Below are 21,025 nucleotides of genomic sequence, written 5' to 3' on the forward strand. Positions count from 1 at the left end.
CATGCAATACCTAACGGACGAACGCTTTTCCGAATATTAATTTCAGAAGCTATTTCCTGCTGTACACTATAAGTCCTCACTAAAAAAGCCGTTTTTCTAAGTCCTGAAAAGAGCTTCCCTTGGTCGCTTTTTCAGGACAAGAAAAACAAGCTTTTTGCGCTCCGGGCTTTCCGTTTCCATCAGGGCTAAAAACAACAAATATGAAAAAACACACACTACTATTGTAGAGCCGGCTTTTTTATGTGATTACATCGTATTCAGTATCGCCTATAATTTTTTAGTTTATTCTATAAAAAAAGGAACTCCATAACGAAGTTCCTTTTTTATAAATATATTTTTGAATAAGCTTACTCTTTCAATCGGCACGCTTTAGTGTCACCATTCACGACAACTTCAGTCAAGCCTAAAGAAGATAAATTCTTCATGGCTTTGTCCCATTTTTTACCGCTCAATTCCGATTTGATTTTTAAAAGACCAAAATCCATTTGGTTTTCATTTCCTTGCAATAAGGAGACAATCAATTTCTCATCGTCTTCTAATTCAATTTTAACCTGTTTTTTCTCTGGTCGCATTTGAGGGAACAACAATACTTCTTGAATAGAAGCATTATTTGTCAAATACATAATCAAACGGTCCATTCCAATTCCCATTCCGGATGTTGGAGGCATTCCGTATTCTAACGCTCTCAAGAAATCTTCATCAATAGTTCCGGTAGCTTCATCATCACCTTTTTCAGATAATCTCATTTGGTCTTCAAAACGTTCTCTTTGGTCAATCGGGTCATTCAATTCTGAATAGGCATTGGCCACTTCTTTACCGCAAACCATTAATTCAAAACGTTCTGTCAATTCCGGATTGTCACGGTGTTGCTTACACAATGGTGACATTTCTTTAGGATAATCGGTGATGTAAGTGGGTTGAATATAATTTCCTTCGCATTTAGCGCCAAAAATCTCATCAATCAGTTTTCCTTTACCCATGGTTTTATCCACGTCAATTCCCATTCCTCTAGCAGCGTCAAATAACTCTGTTTCACTTTTTCCTGAAATATCAAATCCTGTAAAATGTTTGATAGAGTCCGTCATCGTAACTCTAGCATAAGGCGCTTTGAAATTGATAGTATGTTCTCCAAAAGTCACTTCTGAACTTCCATTTACGGCAATTGCACAATGTTCCAAAAGGTCTTCGGCAAATTTCATCATCCAGTTGTAGTCTTTGTAGGCTACATATATTTCCATGGCAGTAAATTCAGGATTGTGCGTACGGTCCATTCCTTCGTTACGAAAGTTTTTTGAAAACTCATACACTCCTTCAAAACCACCAACAATTAATCTTTTTAAGTACAATTCGTTTGCAATACGCATGTATAAAGGCATGTCAAGAGAATTGTGGTGCGTGATAAAAGGACGCGCAGCAGCTCCACCAGGAATTGGTTGTAAAACGGGAGTTTCTACTTCAAGATACCCTTTGTCATTAAAGAAAGAACGCATCGCATTGAACAATTTAGTTCTTTTGATAAACGTTTCTTTGACATGATCGTTCACGGTCAAATCCACGTACCGACGACGGTATCTTTGTTCCGGATCAGCAAAAGCATCATGTGTTTTACCATCGGCATCCGTTTTTACAACAGGAAGTGGTTTCAAGGCTTTTGCCAAAACCGTCAATCCATAAACATGAACCGAGATTTCTCCCACTTGTGTTTTGAAAACCGTTCCGCGAACTCCGATAAAATCGCCAATATCCAATAGTTTTTTGAAAACTACATTGTACATCGTTTTCTCCTCATCAGTCGAAATATCATCTCTAGAAACATATACTTGAATGCGTCCTTCAGCATCTTTCAATTCAGCAAATGACGCTTTTCCCATGATACGCTTACCCATCAAACGTCCTGCTAAAACAACTTCTTTTCCTTCGTACTTCTCGAAATCGGCTAGGATTTCGCTGGAATAAGCGGTTGTAATAAATTCGGCTGCTGGATAAGGCTCAATGCCTAAATTGCGTAATTCGGTAAGTGCTTCTCTACGTAATATTTCTTGTTCGGATAATGCCATTTTATGCTGTTTTTAAGAGCGCAAAGATACTGTATAAGTAGCAAAGTAGCAAAGTGCTAACCGTTTTTTGGAGCTATTTCCAGCTTTCCGTTTTAATCTTTTTATTTTTAAAGGAAAAATAAAAAGGATTTCCACTGTAATCTGGGCTAGGGATTGTAGTTATTAATTTACATTTGATAGAAAATAACGATTCAAAATCATAAAAATTGAAAAATAAAATTTACGCTTTGTTACTTTTAGTACTACTCGCTACAAGTTGTCAAATCACCGAAACCATCCATTTAAACCAAGACGGAACGGGAAGAATAGAAACCGAATCACTTCGAGACGAACACAGTTACATGCAATTAGCGGGTGAAAATTATTCGAAAGAAGAAAAATTCGAGGATACAACTTACGTCTTCAAAGATTTTATAACGAAATATTCGGAAACATTTTCGAAACTTCCAGCATCCGAAAAGGCTATTTTTCAAAAATATGCAACCGTTAACGTTCACATCAAGAAAAGTTCTTACGAGAAAGAATTTCGAACAACAATCAGTCAAAATTTTAATACAATAGAGGAAGTTGCGGATTTATACAAAACCGAAGAATATGCGGATGATATAGAAAATAATTATGCATTGGTTGCAGAAGAACATTATTACAGTGTAAAATACACTTTTGACGGAAGTCTTTTTAAAAGAATAGTAAAAATTACAGATGCAGTTGAGCTAAAAAAACAGCAGGATAAAATTGAAGGATATAAAACGCAAGTTTCTAAATTTAAAATCACGCAGCCTTATATCTTAAAGTATCATTTTCCCAGAAAAATAAAGACGGTGTCAAATTCGAATGCGAAAATCAGTAAAGACAGAAAATCATTGGAATTGCAATTTCTAATTGCAGATTGTTTGGTAAATCCAGAAAGCACGAATTTAGAAGTGATTTTGGAGTAGTTTTATTTCAATAATTTTTTTTTAAAACGAAACAGTTTTAAGATTTCAACTTATTTTCAAGCATGATGTAACTTAATATAAACAATAACATTATATTAACTATTTGACAATTAATAATTTAAATAAACAACCATAACTTTAAACCTTTATTTAAAATTTAAAGACATACTGAAAGCACAAGGATGAATACCTTAATCAATAAGTAAAACAATTAAATAAAGACATTATGAAAGCACTTGTTTATTATGGCCCCCGCGATGTGAGGGTCACGGAAATGCCGGATGCCAAAATTGAGCAATCCACAGATGTATTGGTTAAAATAACCGCCACTAATATTTGTGGATCGGACTTGCATATGTATCAAGGCCGGACCGATATGGAATCCGGAAGAATATTTGGACATGAAAATATGGGTAGAGTAGTGGAAGTAGGTAAAGCAGTAACTCAAATTAAAATTGGGGATATGGTTTGCCTTCCATTCAACATTGGTTGCGGTCACTGTCGCAATTGTGAAAATGGATTAACCGGTTTTTGTCTTACAATGAATCCGGGAATGGCTGGTGCCGCTTATGGTTTTGCAGGGATGGGACCTTTTAGTGGTGGACAAGCCGAATACTTGCGCGTTCCTCATGGCGATTTTAATTGTCTCAAATTACCAGAAGACGCTGTTGAAAAAGAAAATGACTATGTGATGTTATCTGATATTTTTCCTACAGGATATCATGCTACAGAATTGGCTGATGTAAAACCAGGCGATTCAGTAGTGATTTATGGAGCAGGGCCAGTGGGACTCATGGCAGCACATTCAGCAAGTATTAAAGGCGCTAGCCAAATAATGGTGGTTGATAATCATCCCGACCGGTTGAAGCTTGCTGAGGAATTGGGTGCCATAGCTGTCGATTTTTCAAAGGGATCCGCTGTGGAACAGGTGCTGGAACTAACCAAAGGTAAAGGAGCTGATAAAGGTTGCGAATGTGTAGGTTACCAATGTTGTGATAAACATGGTGCGGAGCATTCTAATATAACGATGAACGAACTGGTGCAAGCTGTCAAAGCAACAGGGTCTATAGGGGTTGTCGGGGTTTTTGTGCCAAAAGATCCAAAATCAAAAGAAGAGCTACAAAAAGAAGGGCACATGGATTTTGACTTTGGTCAATTTTGGATGAAAGGGCAGCGAATTGCCACGGGACAGGCGAATGTGAAATCGTATAACCGCCAACTTTCTACATTGATTTCTGCGGGTAAAGCAAGACCATCATTAATAGTTTCGCATGAACTCTCACTAGACGAGGCTCCAGAGGCTTATGCGCATTTTGATGCCCGTGACAATGGCTGGACCAAAGTGATATTGAAACCGGAGATGATTAGAGTTGAAAATTATAAAGCATAAAATAATTTGAAGTTTTTAACTTAAATCTACAGAGATTTATCTGTGGCAATTGGAGCGGGAGTGGTGCGGAATAAAAATGGGTGATTATTTTCTAATACTTTTTTAAAGTAAGCAATAGTATCATCCATTGTTTCTGCACTTATTGTTATCTTTTAAAATTTTATTATTCATACTGCCGTGTTTTACATTTTTATTTCAAACCTTTGTACCTTTGTAAATCTAAAAATAGGGAATGAGGTAAGATTACAGTGTTCCTCTCAATTATAAATGAATAAAACCATCCAACTTCAAGATTTAGGGGCTAAAGATTACAAAGAAACTTGGGAATACCAAGAAGAATTGTTCAAAGGAATTGTTGACTTGAAAATTCGAAATCGCAGGGAAGAACTCGACTTAGAAACGCCTAATTACTTTCTTTTTGTGGAACATCCACATGTTTATACTTTAGGGAAAAGTGGAGACTTGAGTAATTTGCTTTTATCTGAAAAACAACTCGAAGCCAAGGGAGCGACTTTCTATAAAATAAATCGTGGTGGCGATATTACGTATCATGGACCTGGACAAATTGTGGGTTATCCCATTATAGACTTAGAAAATTTCTTTACTGATATTCATAAATACTTGCGTTTTCTGGAAGAAGCCATTATTCTTACCCTTCAAGAATATGGAATTGCTTGTGGGAGAAGCGAAGGTGAAACCGGTGTTTGGTTAGGCGCAGGAACTCCATTTGCAAGGAAAATTTGTGCGATGGGCGTGCGCGCTTCCCGTTGGGTGACCATGCACGGATTTGCTTTAAACGTAAATGCTAATTTGGGTTATTTCGACAATATTATTCCGTGTGGGATTCGCGGTAAAGCGGTGACTTCATTAAATATAGAACTTGGCGTAGAAAAAGTCAATGAAGAAGAAGTAAAAGAAAAAATCCTGAAACATTTTTCCCATTTGTTTGAATGTTCGATTATTAGATAACGAGATTGTTGGGCTTCAAATAGGTCTAAGAATCTAAATATCCAATTTCAACTGTTCCGGTAACAATCGAAATGTCATTCGGTGGTATTTTGTAACTCCATAAATCCGAATGGCTTCCCTATGTTCTTTGGTAGGATAGCCTTTATTCTGTTTCCAATTGTACATCGGAAATTCTTCATGAATCCGATTCATATATTCATCTCGATACGTTTTTGCCAATACTGAGGCAGCAGCAATACTCATGTATTTGGAATCTCCTTTTACAATACTGGCATTTGGAATCGAATTTAGGATTTCGAGTTCAGCAGCAGTAAAAATTTTCCCTCCTCGATTTTTAATTCCTCCTTTAGGAATTAAAGGACTATTTCCGTCTACAATAATTGATACAGGTCTTGGATCCAATTTTAGAATACTTTCCTGCATTGCTTTTATAGCGGCATTCAGAATATTTATTTGGTCAATTATTGAAGGTTCTAAGTGTGTTACCGCAAATGATATGGCTTGTTGCTCAATAATAGGTCTTAATTTTTCCCTGGCTTTTTCTGATAATTGCTTGCTGTCATTTAATGTATCGTTTTGAAAATCAGTAGGTAGTATTACAGCAGCGGCAGTAACAGGTCCGGCAAGGCATCCACGACCTGCTTCATCTGTTCCTGTTTCTAAATTTGGTGTTAAAAAAAATAGATTTAGCATTAAAAGTGATTTTAGCAAAAATACAGTTTTATACGTAATTATTCGTAAAGAAAAGTATGCATAAATGAAATTTTGATATTATATATTCTTATAGTTATAGAATTTTAACAAAAACAAAATATTTAATTTTAAAAATAGTTGTTATTTTAAGAAATTATTGTGATTTTTGTGAAATAACTAATTCAAAACATATTTAATATGAGATCAAAATTCAAATGGATTTTTTCGTTGCTAATGGCATTGTCAATGCAATTTGCGTTTGCACAAGAAAAGACTGTTACTGGTGTAGTTACAGATGCTACTGGACCGATTCCAGGAGCGAATGTTATTGTTAAGGGTACAAATAGAAGTGTACAAACTGATTTTGACGGAAAGTATTCCATCAAAGCCAGTGCAGGTGAAGTTTTAGTATTTTCTTTTGTAGGTATGAAAGAGATTACAGCAAATGTTGGAGCTTCTTCTATACTTAGTATTAAAATGAAGCAAGATGATAATACCTTAGAAGAGGTTGTAGTGACATCATTTGGAATAAAAAGAGATAAAAAATCTCTGGGTTATTCTACACCAAAAATCCAAGCAAAAGAACTTACTGCCGCAAAGGCTACTAACGTAACCAATCAACTTGTAGGTAAGGTTGCTGGTGTACGCGTAACCGGATCAGGAGGAGCTTTTACGGGTTCTAGTATAATAATAAGAGGGCTTACAACTTTTACCGGAAGTAACCAACCGTTGTATGTTGTGGATGGGGTGCCTATCGATAACAGTGGTGGAGGTGCTTCGTTACAAAGAGGTGCATCGCCATCAAATCGTGCTGTCGATATTAATCCTGAAGACATTGAAAGCGTAGTTGTTTTAAAAGATGCTGCTTCAACTGTTCTTTATGGATCTAGAGGTGCATCTGGTGTCATTGTAATTACTACTAAAAAAGGTAGAAAAGGAGAGAAATCATCAATTACTTTTGACTCAAGTTTTAACATAGGAAATGTAAATCGTTTACCGGATTATCAAAATGAATATGCGCAAGGTTTAAACGGTACGTTAACACCTGCTCAAATTGGTTCTGCTTTAGTGCCTAATAGATCAAATTCCGCAGGCCTTATGGTCGCATCTTCATGGGGGCCTAAGATTATGGGGCAAACAATTACAAATTCATATGGTCAACCTGAAGTATTGCAAGCTTATAAAAATAATGTTAAAGATTTTTTTAAAACTTCTTATAACGCTCAAAATAACTTAAGTTTTGCTGGAGGTTCTGAAAAGTCTAGTTTTAGACTTGCTATTGGAAATACAAAAGAAACGTATGTTATTGACAATAACAATTTATCTCGAACTAATCTAACTTTTTCAGGAAACACTCAAATGTCTGAAAAGTTGAACATAGGAGCTAATATTACCTACACCAATACAACTTCACAAAGAACTTTACAAGGAAACAACTTGTCTAACCCATTGTTTAGAGGATATTTTACGCCAAGATCCTATAATTTAAGTGGTTTGCCGTTTGAAAATGCACAAGGTCAGCAGTTGTATGCAGGTGGTGAGGACAACCCTTATTGGACTATTAAAAACAATCTTTACAATGATAAAGTAAATAGAATATTGGCTAATTTTAATGCTAAATACGATTTTGCTTCATGGTTGAGTGCTGACTTTAAAATCGGTACAGATTTCTATAATTTGAATAGTGCTGGTTTTGACGAGATTGGAAACAGAGGTGCTGGTTTTGTGCAAGGTTCAACTAATATTGGAGGTTTAATAGAGAGCGCTACAAACGTTCACAATTTGAACCAATATTTTACATTGAATGCCTCTAAAAAGTTCAATGATTTTACTTTGTCTGGATCACTTGGAAATGAATTTAATAATAATTATAGCTTTGCTTCTCAAGTTACAGGTCTAAATTTAGTGATTCCTGGATTTGCCAATTTATCTAATGCTGTGACGTATGCTCCTGCTTCCTCTATTGTAAATACAAAATTGTTTGGAGTTTTTGCAGATGTTGTTCTAGAGTATAAAAATTTCTTGTCCGTAAATGTTAAGGCTAGAAATGACTGGTCCTCTACATTAGCTCCAGAAAACAATTCTATTTTCTATTCGGCAGTGTCAGGAAGTTTTGTTTTGACTGAGGCATTTCCTGCAATTAAGTTTGGCGATAAAATCAATTTAATAAAGTTTAGAGCAAGTGCAGGTGAAGTAGGAAAAGGTGCTCCTGCTTATGCAACGAATACTTACTTTGCTCAAGCTAATGCTTCTGATGGTTTTGGTCCACAAATTGTTTTCCCTTTCAATGGGAATGCTGGTTTTTCTCTTTCTAATACAGCTGGTAATGCAGATCTTACGCCAGAGTTTACTAAAGAGATTGCTTTTGGAACTGAAATGGCATTTTTTAATAATCGATTAAATATTGATGCTACCTATTACGAACGTAATACTCGTAATGTAATTTTAAGTGTACCAGTATCAGCAGGATCAGGAGTTACAAACGTTTTGAAGAATGCAGGAAAGCTTTCTACTAAAGGGCTTGAAATTGCAATATCTGGAACACCAATCAAAACTCGAAATTTTTCATGGGATTTAGGAGCAAATTATACTCAGTATGTATCTACAGTTGATGAATTGGCTCCAGGTGTAACTAATATATTTTTAGGTGGCTTTACAACTCCTAATATTCGCTTAGTTGCAGGTGATGAATATGGTCAAATTTATGGTTCTAAATATCAGCGTAACGCTAATGGACAAATGTTAATTAATCCTGCAACTGGTTTGCCATTGCAAACTACAAGCGTAGAGAAAATTGGAAATCCAAACCCTGATTTTACAATGGGTATTACCAATACTTTTACGTACAAAAACTTTAGTTTATATGTTTTGTTAGACATTCGTGAAGGAGGAGATCAATATTCAAGAAATATAGCTGACGTACAAAGAAATGGTGTGGCCGTAGAGACAGCTGAATTTCCTAGATTTGCAGCCGATAATGTTACTGCTAACACACCATATCTTTATGAAGGTGTCTATGCCTCAGGCGTAAATGCAGGTCAGCCGAACACCATACAGGTAAATGCTCAATCTTATTATGGTAATCAAGGGAAGTATATTGCTGCTGAAGGATTTATATATGACACCTCTTGGTTTAGAGTTAGAGAGATGTCCTTTTCATATAAACTAGGCTCTAGTTTATTAGCGAATACCGGAATTAAACAATTTGAGGTTGGAGTATTTGGAAGAAATTTATTCTTGCACGCACCTAATTATCCACATTTTGACCCAGAACAAAATGCTTTAGGGGTTAGTAACGCACAAGGTTTAGAGTTTAACTCTTTACCAAATACAAGAACAATTGGATTTAATCTTAAAGTAGTACTTTAATAATAATTTTACATATGAAAAACATAAAAAATAAAATAGTATCAGTTCTATTCTTAGTTGCTTTCGTAGTGACTGGCTGTGAATTTGGTGATGTCAATGAGGATCCAAGCAGTGTAGTAGCTGCTCCAATTAATCAGCAGTTAACTTCATTGACCGTTAATGTTGGTTTTTTAGCTGGTAGCGATTTAAATCGATATTCTTCTTTGATAATGCAGCAGTATTCAGGACAAACTGTTGGTGCAACTACCCAGACTCAATTCTTCGAACAGTTTCAGATTGTTGGTTCGGATTTAAACAATGTATGGTCTACTATTTATGCAACTATCTTAAATGATGCAGAGAATATAATAGTTGAAGCAACAGCTTCTAATAGTCCACATTATTCAGGTGTTGCCAAAATTTTAAAGGCATATACTTATCAAATTGCTGTAGATACTTGGGGTAGTATTCCTTATTCAGATACTCAAAAGTTAGCTGCAAATGTTAAGCCTAAGTATGATACGGATGAAAGTATTTATGCTGATTTAATTACTTTATTAGATCAAGGTATAGCTGAGGTAAATGTGCCAACTTCGGCAATTTCTCCAGGTACTAATAGTACAATATATCCAGGGGCATTTTCAACTACTAAAACCAACTGGATAAGATTTGCTAACACATTAAAGTTGCGTATCTTTTTACACTATAGTGAAAAAGACGCTACTTTTGCTAAGAGTAAAATTGATGCATTGATTAATTCAGGAGCTCTTCTAATGATCAGTAACTCAGATAGCTTTCAGATGAATTTTGTTGATGCTGCTAATGCGAGAAACCCAATTGACCAATTTGAAACTAATAGACTTGGTAATTTAGTGGTTAATGCAAAATTGGTGAATATGATGAATTCTAAGACAGACCCTAGAAGACAATTTTATTTTACTCAATTGCCCGCAGGTTCTGGTTTATATGTTGGTGCAGTTGCGGGAGCTCCGGCAGGACCAGGTAGCTATTCTAAATTCCACACTTATCTAAGAGGATCACTTACTGGTTCAGTGTATACTGGAGCGGCGCCTATTAGAATGTTGACCTATGCTGAATATAATTTTATTAGAGCTGAGGCAGCACTAAGGTTTAGCTCTCCTGGTAACGCTCTAATATTTTTTCAAGAAGGTATTCGGGCTTCAATGCAAAGTGCAGGTGTTACACCAGGGGACATTGTTACTTATTTAGCTGCAAATGGTGTATTAACAGGAACTGATGCTCAAAAACTGCAGCAAATAATAAACGAAAAATTTATCGCTAATTATGGTGTTGCTATAGAACCATGGTCAGATTTTCGTAGAACAGGGTATCCTGTTTTAACTTTACCGTCAAATGCAGTTGTACCATATTTTCCAAGATCACTTTTTTATCCTCAATCAGAGATTGATTTAAATCCTGAAAATGTTAAGCAAAAAGCAGGTATGAATGTAAAAGTTTTTTGGGATACTAGACCATAGAAAGTGTAGTTTTTTTTTAATTCCAAAAATACATTTAGGATTGAAAAAAGAGTAAACAAAAATAGTTAAATTAGGCTGTCTCAAATTAAATTTGAGATAGCCTTTTTGTTTTTAGATGATTCTCATTTTTTTAATGAATTTTAGATACTATTTAATTCTAAGAGAGTTGATTTTTGGAAAATAAGAAAAACCCGATATTAGGCCACTTTTTTTAAATATTTTCTTTGACTGCCAATAGACCACCTTTTAATGCTATTGTATGTTTACGTTTTACCACGAAGCGTCGGAATCTTTTTTTTGCTTTATATTTGCAGAAAGGTGTTTTACTATGTGGTAAAACTGTTTTTGTTGTTCTATGTTTTCTTCACTGTTTAGGTGTCGATGGGCTTTAAGTTTTTAGGAACTATACCACAATTAGAATTGGATTCTAATCGAACTTTAAGAGCACAACAAAACCCAGGGTATTAATAATTAATTTAGATAATTTACTTTTCAAAAAAAGATAATTATAAGCTTAATAATACCTGTTATTTTAGCAGTAGTAAGAAGTTTTTCTCACTACTGCTTTTTTTATATATTGAATTTTCATTTTGGAAATCTCATTTCTTTAAAAATAAGAAGATAAGATTTTATACTGATAAATTAAATCAGTGTATTGTTTTAGGATTTAAATCCAGATTGCCTATTTTTTTTAGTATTTACAATGTGCTTAATTATTTATCTTCTTATAATTAATTTTTGGATTCTTCAATAAAATTCATTGATCTTATTACAAGATGTTTAGTTTTTTGTCAACATTCAGAATGTTTTGATTTATATTCCTAACTCATTTACTAATCATTAAAACAGTTTGTTAATTTTAAAATTTCTAATATATTTTAAATTATTCTCTATATAAAAGCATCATTGTATTAATGTAATTCATAATGTAAGCTGGTAGAAACAAATATTAATTTGACTTTAGGATTTTGCATAAAATTTAGTTTGATCTTTGGAAAACTATAATCAGAGATTCAATGTTCTAATAAAAGGGGATACGTAAAAAATCTTATTTTGGATTTTTTCATTGGGTTTAATTTAATGAAATTAAAATAGATATTTAATGATTGTAATCACAGTTAAATTATAAAAAATTATTTATATCTATACAATTGGTTTTGAAGTATTGTGACCAAAATAAAATTCACTTGATTCCATTTTCTAAATTTGCTGTTAAAAGAATTAGTTTTTCATTTAATTTTTTTTTGGTAAAAACATTACTTTAATCATAAATGTCTAATGATATTTAAATATAATGTAATAATTATGTTGACATGTTCAATTTTTTTTATCAGGAATGGTAAAAAAATATAATGTGTTAAATTTCATAAATAGTTGTTTCTTTAAGAAATTATTAAGAAGTTTGTGAAATAACTAATTCAAAACAAAATTTAATATGAGATCAAAATTCAAATGGATTTTTTCGTTGCTACTAGCATTGTCAATGCAATTTGCATTTGCACAAGAAAGAACTATTACAGGTGTCGTTTCTGATGCTTCAGGTCCTATTCCTGGTGTAAACGTTTTAATTAAAGGTATTAAGACAGGAGTACAAACTGACTTTGATGGTAAGTATGCCATTAAAGCAAAAACAGGCGATGTTTTGGTTTTCTCTTTCGTGGGGATGACTCAATCGTCAAAAACAGTTGGTGCTTCGAATTCCATCAACGTATTAATGCAGAGTGATGCTAAGGTCTTAGCTGAGGTAGTAATTCAAGGGTACAGAACAGTAACTAAAAAGACAGCTGTTGTTTCAGATGCTACAGTATCCAGTAAAACTATTGAAAATAGACCAAACGCAAACGCGATTAATACGCTTCAAGGTCAGTTAGCTGGGGTTAACATTACAGCTACTACTGGTCAGCCAGGAGCAAAATCATCAGTTGTTATTAGAGGGGTAGGTACTATTACAGGTAACTCAGATCCTTTGTATGTGATTGATGGTTTTCCGTCAAACAGTGACAACTTTCGTTCTATCAACCCTAATGACATTGAGTCTACTTCTGTACTTAAAGATGCTGCGGCAATTGCTGAGTATGGTAACAGGGGGTCAAATGGTGTTATTGTTATTAAAACTAAAAGAGCTAAGTTTGGTGAGTCAAAAACTACATTTAGAGCAAGCTCTCAGTATGGTGTTGGAGAATTGCAAAAACCAAAATACAGTTATGCTAACTCTAATCAGTTATTGAAGATTGAAAAGAATTTCGGTTCTGGTATGGGAGCTACGTTAACAGATGCACAAATTGCAGCGTATAATATCAATACGGACTGGGTTGATTATTTCTTTAATCAATCAAACACAACTTCACATACCATAGCTGTTGAAAACAGTAGTCAAAATATTAGTTCTTATACCTCTTTGGGTTATTTTGAGCAGCAAGGTATTTTAGCTACAACAGGTTTAAAAAGATTTACATTAAGAAATAATGTCAATGGTAGATCTTCAAATGAAAGGTTTAAATACCAAGTTAATACTTCATTTGGTTTCAGTAAAAACAATGAAGCGACAAGTTTAGGTGATGGTGCGATCAATAGGAATTATGTTTTAGGTGCTTTTATATCAGCTCCTTATGTTTCTCCAAGTATTTATACTGGACCTCGATCAGCATTAGATTATTATAATAATACTCCGGGTTTATTGGCTACTCCTATTATGTTAGTAGATAAACTACAACAATACAAAAACCAAACGGATGAGGTGCGTGTTGATGTTGCTACAGATTTTTCTTATGATATCACTAAGGATTTAGTGATACGCAGTAGATTAAATGGTCAATTATTAGATACTAGATTTTTTCAATCTGAGTATCCAAACTCTTTCAATGCATTGTTGTTCCAGGCTGCAGGTCAAACTTTTACCGGTTTTGAGGACATAAATTCAAGAAGAGAGTGGTATTTTAACAATTTATGGCAAATCAATTATGGTAAAACTCTTGGAGATCATACCTTTAATTTGAATGCCAACATGGAATACAATCACTCTCGTTTGTATACTAATAACATTAGACAAAGAGGTTTAATAGAAGGTATTTTCGTTCCTAATACAGGAGCTGGTTATGCTGCGGATACTGGTACGAATGATTTTTATGTACCTCTAATTTCAGCGCGTAACCTTAGAAATGATTTAATATCTTATTTCGGTTCGTTTGATTATGACTTCAAGAATAAATATGGTATTGTTGGTTCCGTAAGAAGAGACGGTTCTTCAAGATTTATTGAGGATAAACAATGGGGTACGTTTTATTCTGTAGGAGGTAGATGGAATATAGACGAGGAAGCTTTTATGGATAATGTTTCTTTTATAGACGTACTGAAATTAAGAGGTTCTTATGGTACCGTAGGGAATCAAAGAATTGTAGGAGGAGATGTTTTTCAAGGTATTAATCCCCCTCGTTTTACTGACGTATACAGTATTACTAATAACACCTACAATGGTGGAACAGGTTATGGAATTACTTTTGGATTTCCTGAATTACAATGGGAAACAACTACGCAATGGAATGCTGGTTTAGATTTTGAATTTTTTAAAGGAAGACTTAGAGGGGCTTTTGATTATTACAATAGAGAAACATCTCAATTGTTTTTAGATAATCCTGTTACTTCAACTTCGGGTACAGCAACCTTAACTCAAAATGCTGATGTAACTGTTACTAACAAAGGTTTAGAGTTGAATTTGGCTTATGATATCATTAGGAATAACGAAAAAGAAATATCTTTAACAGTTAAAGCTAACGGTGCACGTAACACAAATCTTGTATCTAATATTCCGGGTGCTGGACGAATATTTGCAGGAGCAGGACTTTATGTTAGTGAGAATGGTGGAAGTATTAACGAACCTTTTGTATATAAATATTTAGGAGTAAATCCAGTAAATGGAAACTTACTATTTGAGGATGCAGCAGGAAATCCAACAGAAAAGCCAATTCAAGCTGATAAAAGAAGAGCCGGTGTGAATAATTTACCAAAATATCAAGGTGGTTTTGGTTTTGACTTCAGTATCAAAGGATTTTATGCTTCCACGTTATTCACTTTCGCGTATGATGTGGCTCGATTTGATAATGATTTAGGTAACTTGTATTCTGTAGGTAATATTGGACAGTTTACTGTTACGGATGATTTGTTAAATGCTTGGACTCCAACAAATACAAATACTGATGTTCCAAGATTAAATGCAGCCAACCTTGGTTTAGGTGATACTTCTGATCGTTTTCTTAGAGATGCTTCTTATATTCGTATGAGAAACGTGCAAGTGGGTTACAACGTTCCTCAAAAATTCTTGAAAGGTACTTTTATGACTGCTGTGTCATTCTCCTTACAAGGAGAAAACTTATTAACTTTCTCTAAATGGAAAGGTTTTGATGTTGAAAGTAGCAGAACTGCAGATGTTTATCAGTATCCAACACCAAGATTGTACACTTTTGGGGTAGATGTTAAATTTTAATTAAAAGAAATTATGAAGAAAATATTTGGAATATTAATAGTATCATTGACACTTTTTGTTTCGTGTTCAGATGAATTATTGGAGCCTTTCACGCCCGGTTCTCTTACCGAAGAAGTGGCTGTAACTAAGAGTAGTGATTTAGTCAATTTAGTAAATTCATCAATGAATTTAATGACCAATAGAGCGGAATATGTTTTTAGTTCTATTTTTACTGATGAAGCTGCGCCTGGATTTAATAATGGTGGTCAGGGAATTACTGAAGATTATGTTTTTTTAATGAATGTTGATAATGAGTCTGCTCGATTAATTTGGCAATCTCAATACTTTGGATTAGCAAGAGCTAATCGTGTTCTTACTTTTGCTGATAAAGTGGTTGCTACTAGTCCTGCTGATCAGCAACTTATTAATAGGTCTATAGCGGAAGCTTTAGTTTTAAGAGCATTAGGACACATTAAGATATTGTCTTATTTTTCTCCTAACCCTAAGGATGATGCTGCGTTAGCTGGAGTTTTAGCGGACAGAATTATACTTACTACCGAGAAACCACAAAGAACTACAAATGCTGAGTTCTATGCTTTAATTCATGCTGATTTAGATGCTGCAATAGTTATTTTTAATGCTAATACAGCTGCAGCTTATCCAAACAAAACGTATTATCCTTCTAAAGTTTTAGCTCAAGCGCTTAAAGCTCGTGCTTACGCACTAAAAGGAGATTATCCTAATGCAGAAATTTTTGCTAATACCGTGATTAATACGTCAGGAATTACATTGGCTAATACTCAGGCTTTATATAACAATGTTTTCCATACGCACAATGAGCCTGCAAATACAGAAGTTATTTTCAGATTGAGAAGAACCGTGCAGCAAAATGTTCAAACTACTAACCTAAATAATGGTTGGGTATCTGTTGCCAATAGAAGAAATGGTTCTCCATTTTATGAAGTGAGTAGAGCTTTATATAACAAGCTTGCTGCAGTTCCAGGTGATTATAGGTTGAATACTACCGTTCATTTATCAGGTACTAGTCCATCATTGATTGATCCTAACTATGCTACTGCAACGGATGTTAGAAACAGTGATATTATTGTTTTACAAAAACACGGTGGTCAATCTGCAGTTACAGCTGCAAATGGTTTCAATCCTGATTTCATGGTGTCTAGACTATCAGAAATGTATTTTATTAAAGCTGAGGCTAGAGCGGCGGCTGGTGATTTAGTTGGTGTTGGTACGAATTTGAAAGCAATATTAGCTGCTCGTTTCCCTACGGCTCAAGTTGCTCCTGTATTTGCTAATCCGCAAGCTGCATGGAAAGGTATCTTGGACGAAAGAAGAAAGGAATTATCTTTTGAAGGTTTTAGATTTATTGATTTAAAACGTATTGGTACTCTAGCAGGTGCTGGTTTAGATAGAGATGCTGCTGAGTACGCATCAAGTGCTTGGAGTTTTCCAGCGGGTAATCCATCTAACTTGCCATTAAGTAGTTTTAAATTTGCTTTACCAATCCCACAAGTTGAGGTAAATGGTAATGCTGATATTCAGCAAAACCAAGGTTACTAATCATAAGTTAATGTCCTAATAGACAACACTGATTATTTGATCAGAATATTTTATAAAAGTTGCAAGATTTATTTCTTGCAACTTTTTTTATGTTGTTAAATTCATTATTAGCTCATTAAATTGAGGTCAAGTATGGATGTTAAAGAGACTATACTCTTTTATTTTAGTATTATTTTAATAAAAAATTAAGATTAACATTTGATAATAATATTGATGAATTTTGTATTCAAATAGATAATTAAGTTATACCTAAGTTTTAAAAACGAGTTTGCCGTAACGAGGGCACTGAAAAAGTCTTTTTAAGAATTAATTATTAATAAAAAGGAGTAGAAAATCAAATTTTTCTACTCTTTTTTTCGTATTTTTAATTGTAATCATAAGGCCTTTTAGATGTTAGTTCAACAACAAAAAATTCAATTCAGTCCATATTCTTCGTTATATAATTTAATCGTTCCCAAGGATAATATGCTAAGAAAAATCAATGATTTAATCGATTTTTCATTTATCTACGATGAGTTGCTAAATAAATACTGTACAGATAATGGTCGCACGGCAGAAAGTCCTGTGCGTATGTTCAAGTATTTACTTCTGAAAACAATTTATACCGTTTCAGATGTTGATGTAGTGGAGCGTTCCCGTTTTGATATGTCCTTTAAGTATTTTTTGGAAATGGCACCAGAAGAAGATGTTATCAATTCTAGTACGTTAACAAAATATAGAAAACTACGTTTGAAGGACACCGACTTATTAAATCTATTGATTAGTAAAACGGTGACTATAGCCGTTGAAAAGGGCATTATCCGTTCTAAGTCTATTATAGTTGATGCCACACATACTTTATCGAGATCAAATCCATTTTCGGCAATTGAAGTATTGCGTGAGCGTTCAAAACTACTGCGAAAAACGGTTTATTTATTTGATGACCAATGGAAAGAACGTATGCCAGAGAAGAACAACACCAATGAATTAGAAAAGGAATTGGCCTATTGTAAAGAGTTGGAGAGACGGCTAGAAAAAGAACAATCTTTAAGTTCTATACCTGCGGTGAAAGAAAAATTAAACTTGCTTAAAGAAACGATAGAAGACACTCAGGAAAATTTTACGTTATCAAAAGATACAGATGCTAAAATGGGGTATAAATCCGCTGATAGTTCCTTCTTCGGCTATAAGACTCATTTAGCGATGACCGAAGAGCGCATCATTACAGCTGCTGTAGTCACATCAGGCGAAAAAGGAGATGGCCCGGAGTTGCCTAAACTTTTAGAAATTAGTCAGGAAAACGGAATCGATGTTGATACAATTATTGGCGATGGAGCCTATACAGGAAAAAAAAATCTCAAACTCACAAGTGAGCAAAATATCAAAGTGGTAGCAAGGCTAAATGTTACAATAGCACAAGGGGCTAGAAAAGACGAAGATAAATTTGATTACAATAAAGATGCCGATAGATTTGTTTGTCCTGCTGGTCACATGGCTATACGAAAGGCTCGCCAAGGCAAAAAAAATGTTGGAACCAATCAAATACAAACCTACTATTTTGATGTGGAAAAATGTAAGAACTGCTCTTTAAAAGAGGGTTGTTATAAAAAAGGAGCCAAGACAAAAACATATTCGGTGTCGATAAAATCGGACTTACATCAAGAACAAATCAGCTTTCAATAAACTGACTATTACAAAGAAAAAGCAAAACACCGATATAAAATAGAAGCGAAAAATAGTGAGTTGAAAAATGTACATGGTTATGATAGAGCAATATCATATGGCATTACCAATATGCAAATGCAAGGTGCAATAGCAATTTTCGCAGTCAACTTAAAAAGAATACTCAAATTAATGTAGGAAATCAAAGCTACATGCGCAGTACACAGAATGGGCCTATAAAAGTCAAAAATCGACTCATATAACCTATAATTAAAAACAGTTATAAAAATTAAAACGCTCATAACGGATCTTTAAAATCATGTTATAAGCGTTTTTTTATTGTTTAAAAAACGACTCTAATCAAAATAAGTGAAGTTTTTCAGTGCCCTCGCCGTAACTCTAGCTCTTTTTTTTATTTATTTACTATATCTTTGTTTGATTATTTTTAAAAATCGACTAATTAGATTCCTTTCAAATGAGAATATTATTTTTGTTTTATTTTTTAGCATTACCAATTTTATTATGTTCTCAAGAAAAAAAGATTGGAAACATGAGAGATGATAGTAAATACAACAGTTCCGATTCTATTAAAAAGAAAACCGAAAAAATCGCCACCATTGACATGTATCGGTTTATCACAATCGATAACGATACAACGTACATCGATACTTCTTTAACAATTCAAAAAGAATACAGTCACAACTATTTGCGAAAAGATATTTTTGGACTTTTACCTTTTGCAAATGATGGACAAACATACAATACATTGCAGTATAGTTTAACTGATTTTTCACCGTATCCAGAATTTGGTTTTAAAGCAAAACATTTTAATTTTTTAGAAGCGAATCAAATAAAATACAGCTCAGTAGCTACTCCGGTAACCGAGTTGTATTTTAAAACTACCGTAAGAAAAGGGCAATCTGTAGATGCATTTATCACCTTGAATACTTCTGAGAATCTTAATTTTTCTATTGCATACAAAGGATTGCGTTCAGAAGGGGAGTATATTAATCAGTTATCCAGCACAGGTAATTTTAGATTTACGACAAATTTTAACACCAAAAATAAGCGCTATTTTGCTAAAGCGCATTATACTTTTCAAGATATTCTGAATGAGGAAAATGGAGGAATAACCACAATAAATGATTTCGAAAGTGAAGATCCAAACTATAATAATCGCCAACGATTTGAAGTTTATTTTTCAGATGCAAAGTCCTTTCTTAAAGGAAAAAGAATATTCTTAGATCATAACTTCAGAATAAATTCAGAAAAGGGAGATAATAATTTGTATTTAACCCACCAGTTTAATTATGAAAATAAATTTTTTGAATACAATCAAGCTACCGTTCCGTCAACAGTAGGAGGCACAATTGTATATAGATTTGGGGAGTCTTTCAAAAATAGTGATATAAATGATCAAACGCGTTATAACAAAATGTACAATAGAGTAGGACTGGTTTATGAGAACACTACTCTGGGCAAATTCCAGTTTTTTGCGGATGATTTTAGATCGAATTATTATTACGATCAGATATTGATTTTTGACAATCAAAATGTGATTCCAAGTTCATTTAGCCAGGAAATAAATAGTGTTGGCGGTCAATATGAATATCGTAAAAATAAATGGAATGGTAAATTTTTATACTCAAGATCAGTAACGGCACAGTCTTTATCAAATCTTGATGCTAAATTAGATTATGATTTTAATGATCAAACCCAATTCTCATTTCAATACCAGAACATAAATAAACTGCCAAACAGTAATTACAATCTGCATCAAAGTAGTTACGTTGAGTACAACTGGTCAAATGATTTTAAAAACGAAAAAATAAATTCATTTAGCACTAAGGCAAGTACGCCATGGGTAAATGCAGAACTACAATTTTCAGTTTTAAAAGATCATTTGTATTTTAACGATGTTTCAAGTTCTGAGCAAGCCTTAGCAAACACACAAATAGTGGCTCCGTCACAATATGATGGGACTATAAATTATTTGTCAGTAAAAGCAAGTAGAGAATTGAAATTTGGAAATTTTGCCTTAGACAATACCATTTTATATCAAAAAGTAGATCAGCAAGATGCAATTTTAAATGTTCCTGAAATTGTAACAAGAAATACGTTTTATTACTCCAATTATTTATTCAAACATGCTTTGTTTTTACAAACAGGAATTGTGCTGAATTATTTTACGAAATATTATGCAAGTGACTACAATCCGGTTATTGGAGAGTTTTTTGTGCAAAACGATAAACAAATTGGAAATCATCCAAACTTTGATTTTTTTATAAACGCAAAAATTCAGAGAACTCGGATATATTTCAAAGCAGAGCATTTTAACTCTTCACTTACCGGTAATAATTTTTATTCTTCACCTAACAATCCATCGCGTGATTTTACGATTCGATTCGGATTAATTTGGAACTTCTTTAATTAATTTAAGTCAAATAGTCTCG

The 21,025-nt window shown here is 33.8% G+C and carries 10 protein-coding genes and 1 pseudogene; 9 read left to right on the forward strand and 2 right to left on the reverse strand.

Annotation, left to right across the window (positions count from 1 at the left end; all coding sequences use genetic code 11):
- Nucleotides 1–347: 347 nt before the first annotated feature.
- Nucleotides 348–2,057: a lysine--tRNA ligase gene (gene lysS / locus ACNQGD_RS02300; protein WP_417998159.1), complete on the reverse strand. Its 1,710-nt coding sequence runs from the start codon at nt 2,055–2,057 to the stop codon at nt 348–350.
- A gap of 206 nt (nt 2,058–2,263) precedes the next feature.
- Here lysS and ACNQGD_RS02305 point away from each other — a divergent pair, with 206 nt between their 5' ends.
- The 3 genes from ACNQGD_RS02305 to lipB all read left to right on the forward strand — a co-directional run bounded on the left by ACNQGD_RS02305 (nt 2,264) and on the right by lipB (nt 5,354).
- A complete protein-coding gene (locus ACNQGD_RS02305; protein WP_417998160.1) occupies nt 2,264–2,995 on the forward strand; it encodes a hypothetical protein in 732 nt (243 codons plus the stop codon).
- 259 nt (nt 2,996–3,254) lie between these two features.
- A complete protein-coding gene (locus tag ACNQGD_RS02310; RefSeq protein ID WP_417998161.1) occupies nt 3,255–4,385 on the forward strand; it encodes a glutathione-independent formaldehyde dehydrogenase in 1,131 nt (376 codons plus the stop codon).
- A 267-nt stretch (nt 4,386–4,652) separates the two neighbouring features.
- Nucleotides 4,653–5,354: a lipoyl(octanoyl) transferase LipB gene (gene lipB, locus ACNQGD_RS02315; protein ID WP_417992561.1), complete on the forward strand. Its 702-nt coding sequence runs from the start codon at nt 4,653–4,655 to the stop codon at nt 5,352–5,354.
- A 33-nt stretch (nt 5,355–5,387) separates the two neighbouring features.
- Here the strand turns inward: lipB and ACNQGD_RS02320 are convergent, their stop codons facing one another.
- Nucleotides 5,388–6,047 (reverse strand): ribonuclease HII, encoded by a 660-nt coding sequence (locus ACNQGD_RS02320; protein ID WP_417998162.1) that lies wholly within the window; start codon nt 6,045–6,047, stop codon nt 5,388–5,390.
- A gap of 198 nt (nt 6,048–6,245) precedes the next feature.
- Between ACNQGD_RS02320 and ACNQGD_RS02325 the strand changes: the two genes are divergently transcribed.
- From ACNQGD_RS02325 to ACNQGD_RS02350, 6 genes and pseudogenes are all read left to right on the forward strand, one after another.
- Nucleotides 6,246–9,416, forward strand: coding sequence for a SusC/RagA family TonB-linked outer membrane protein (locus ACNQGD_RS02325; RefSeq protein WP_417998163.1), 3,171 nt, complete (start codon nt 6,246–6,248; stop codon nt 9,414–9,416).
- Between the two features lie 14 nt (nt 9,417–9,430).
- On the forward strand, nt 9,431–10,894 hold the full coding sequence (locus ACNQGD_RS02330; protein ID WP_417998164.1) for a SusD/RagB family nutrient-binding outer membrane lipoprotein: 1,464 nt from the start codon (nt 9,431–9,433) through the stop codon (nt 10,892–10,894).
- A 1,435-nt stretch (nt 10,895–12,329) separates the two neighbouring features.
- Nucleotides 12,330–15,374: a SusC/RagA family TonB-linked outer membrane protein gene (locus ACNQGD_RS02335; protein WP_417998165.1), complete on the forward strand. Its 3,045-nt coding sequence runs from the start codon at nt 12,330–12,332 to the stop codon at nt 15,372–15,374.
- A 12-nt stretch (nt 15,375–15,386) separates the two neighbouring features.
- Complete coding sequence (locus ACNQGD_RS02340) at nt 15,387–16,931, forward strand: RagB/SusD family nutrient uptake outer membrane protein (protein WP_417998166.1); 1,545 nt, start codon at nt 15,387–15,389, stop codon at nt 16,929–16,931.
- 390 nt (nt 16,932–17,321) lie between these two features.
- Nucleotides 17,322–18,770, forward strand: a pseudogene (locus tag ACNQGD_RS02345) (IS1182 family transposase).
- Nucleotides 18,771–19,047: 277 nt separating this feature from the next.
- Entirely contained in the window at nt 19,048–21,006 is a 1,959-nt protein-coding gene (locus tag ACNQGD_RS02350; protein WP_417998167.1) for a putative porin, read from the forward strand.
- The last annotated feature ends 19 nt before the right edge of the window (nt 21,007–21,025 follow it).

Source organism: Flavobacterium glucosi, from assembly GCF_048286535.1.
Taxonomy (GTDB): Bacteria; Bacteroidota; Bacteroidia; order Flavobacteriales; family Flavobacteriaceae; genus Flavobacterium.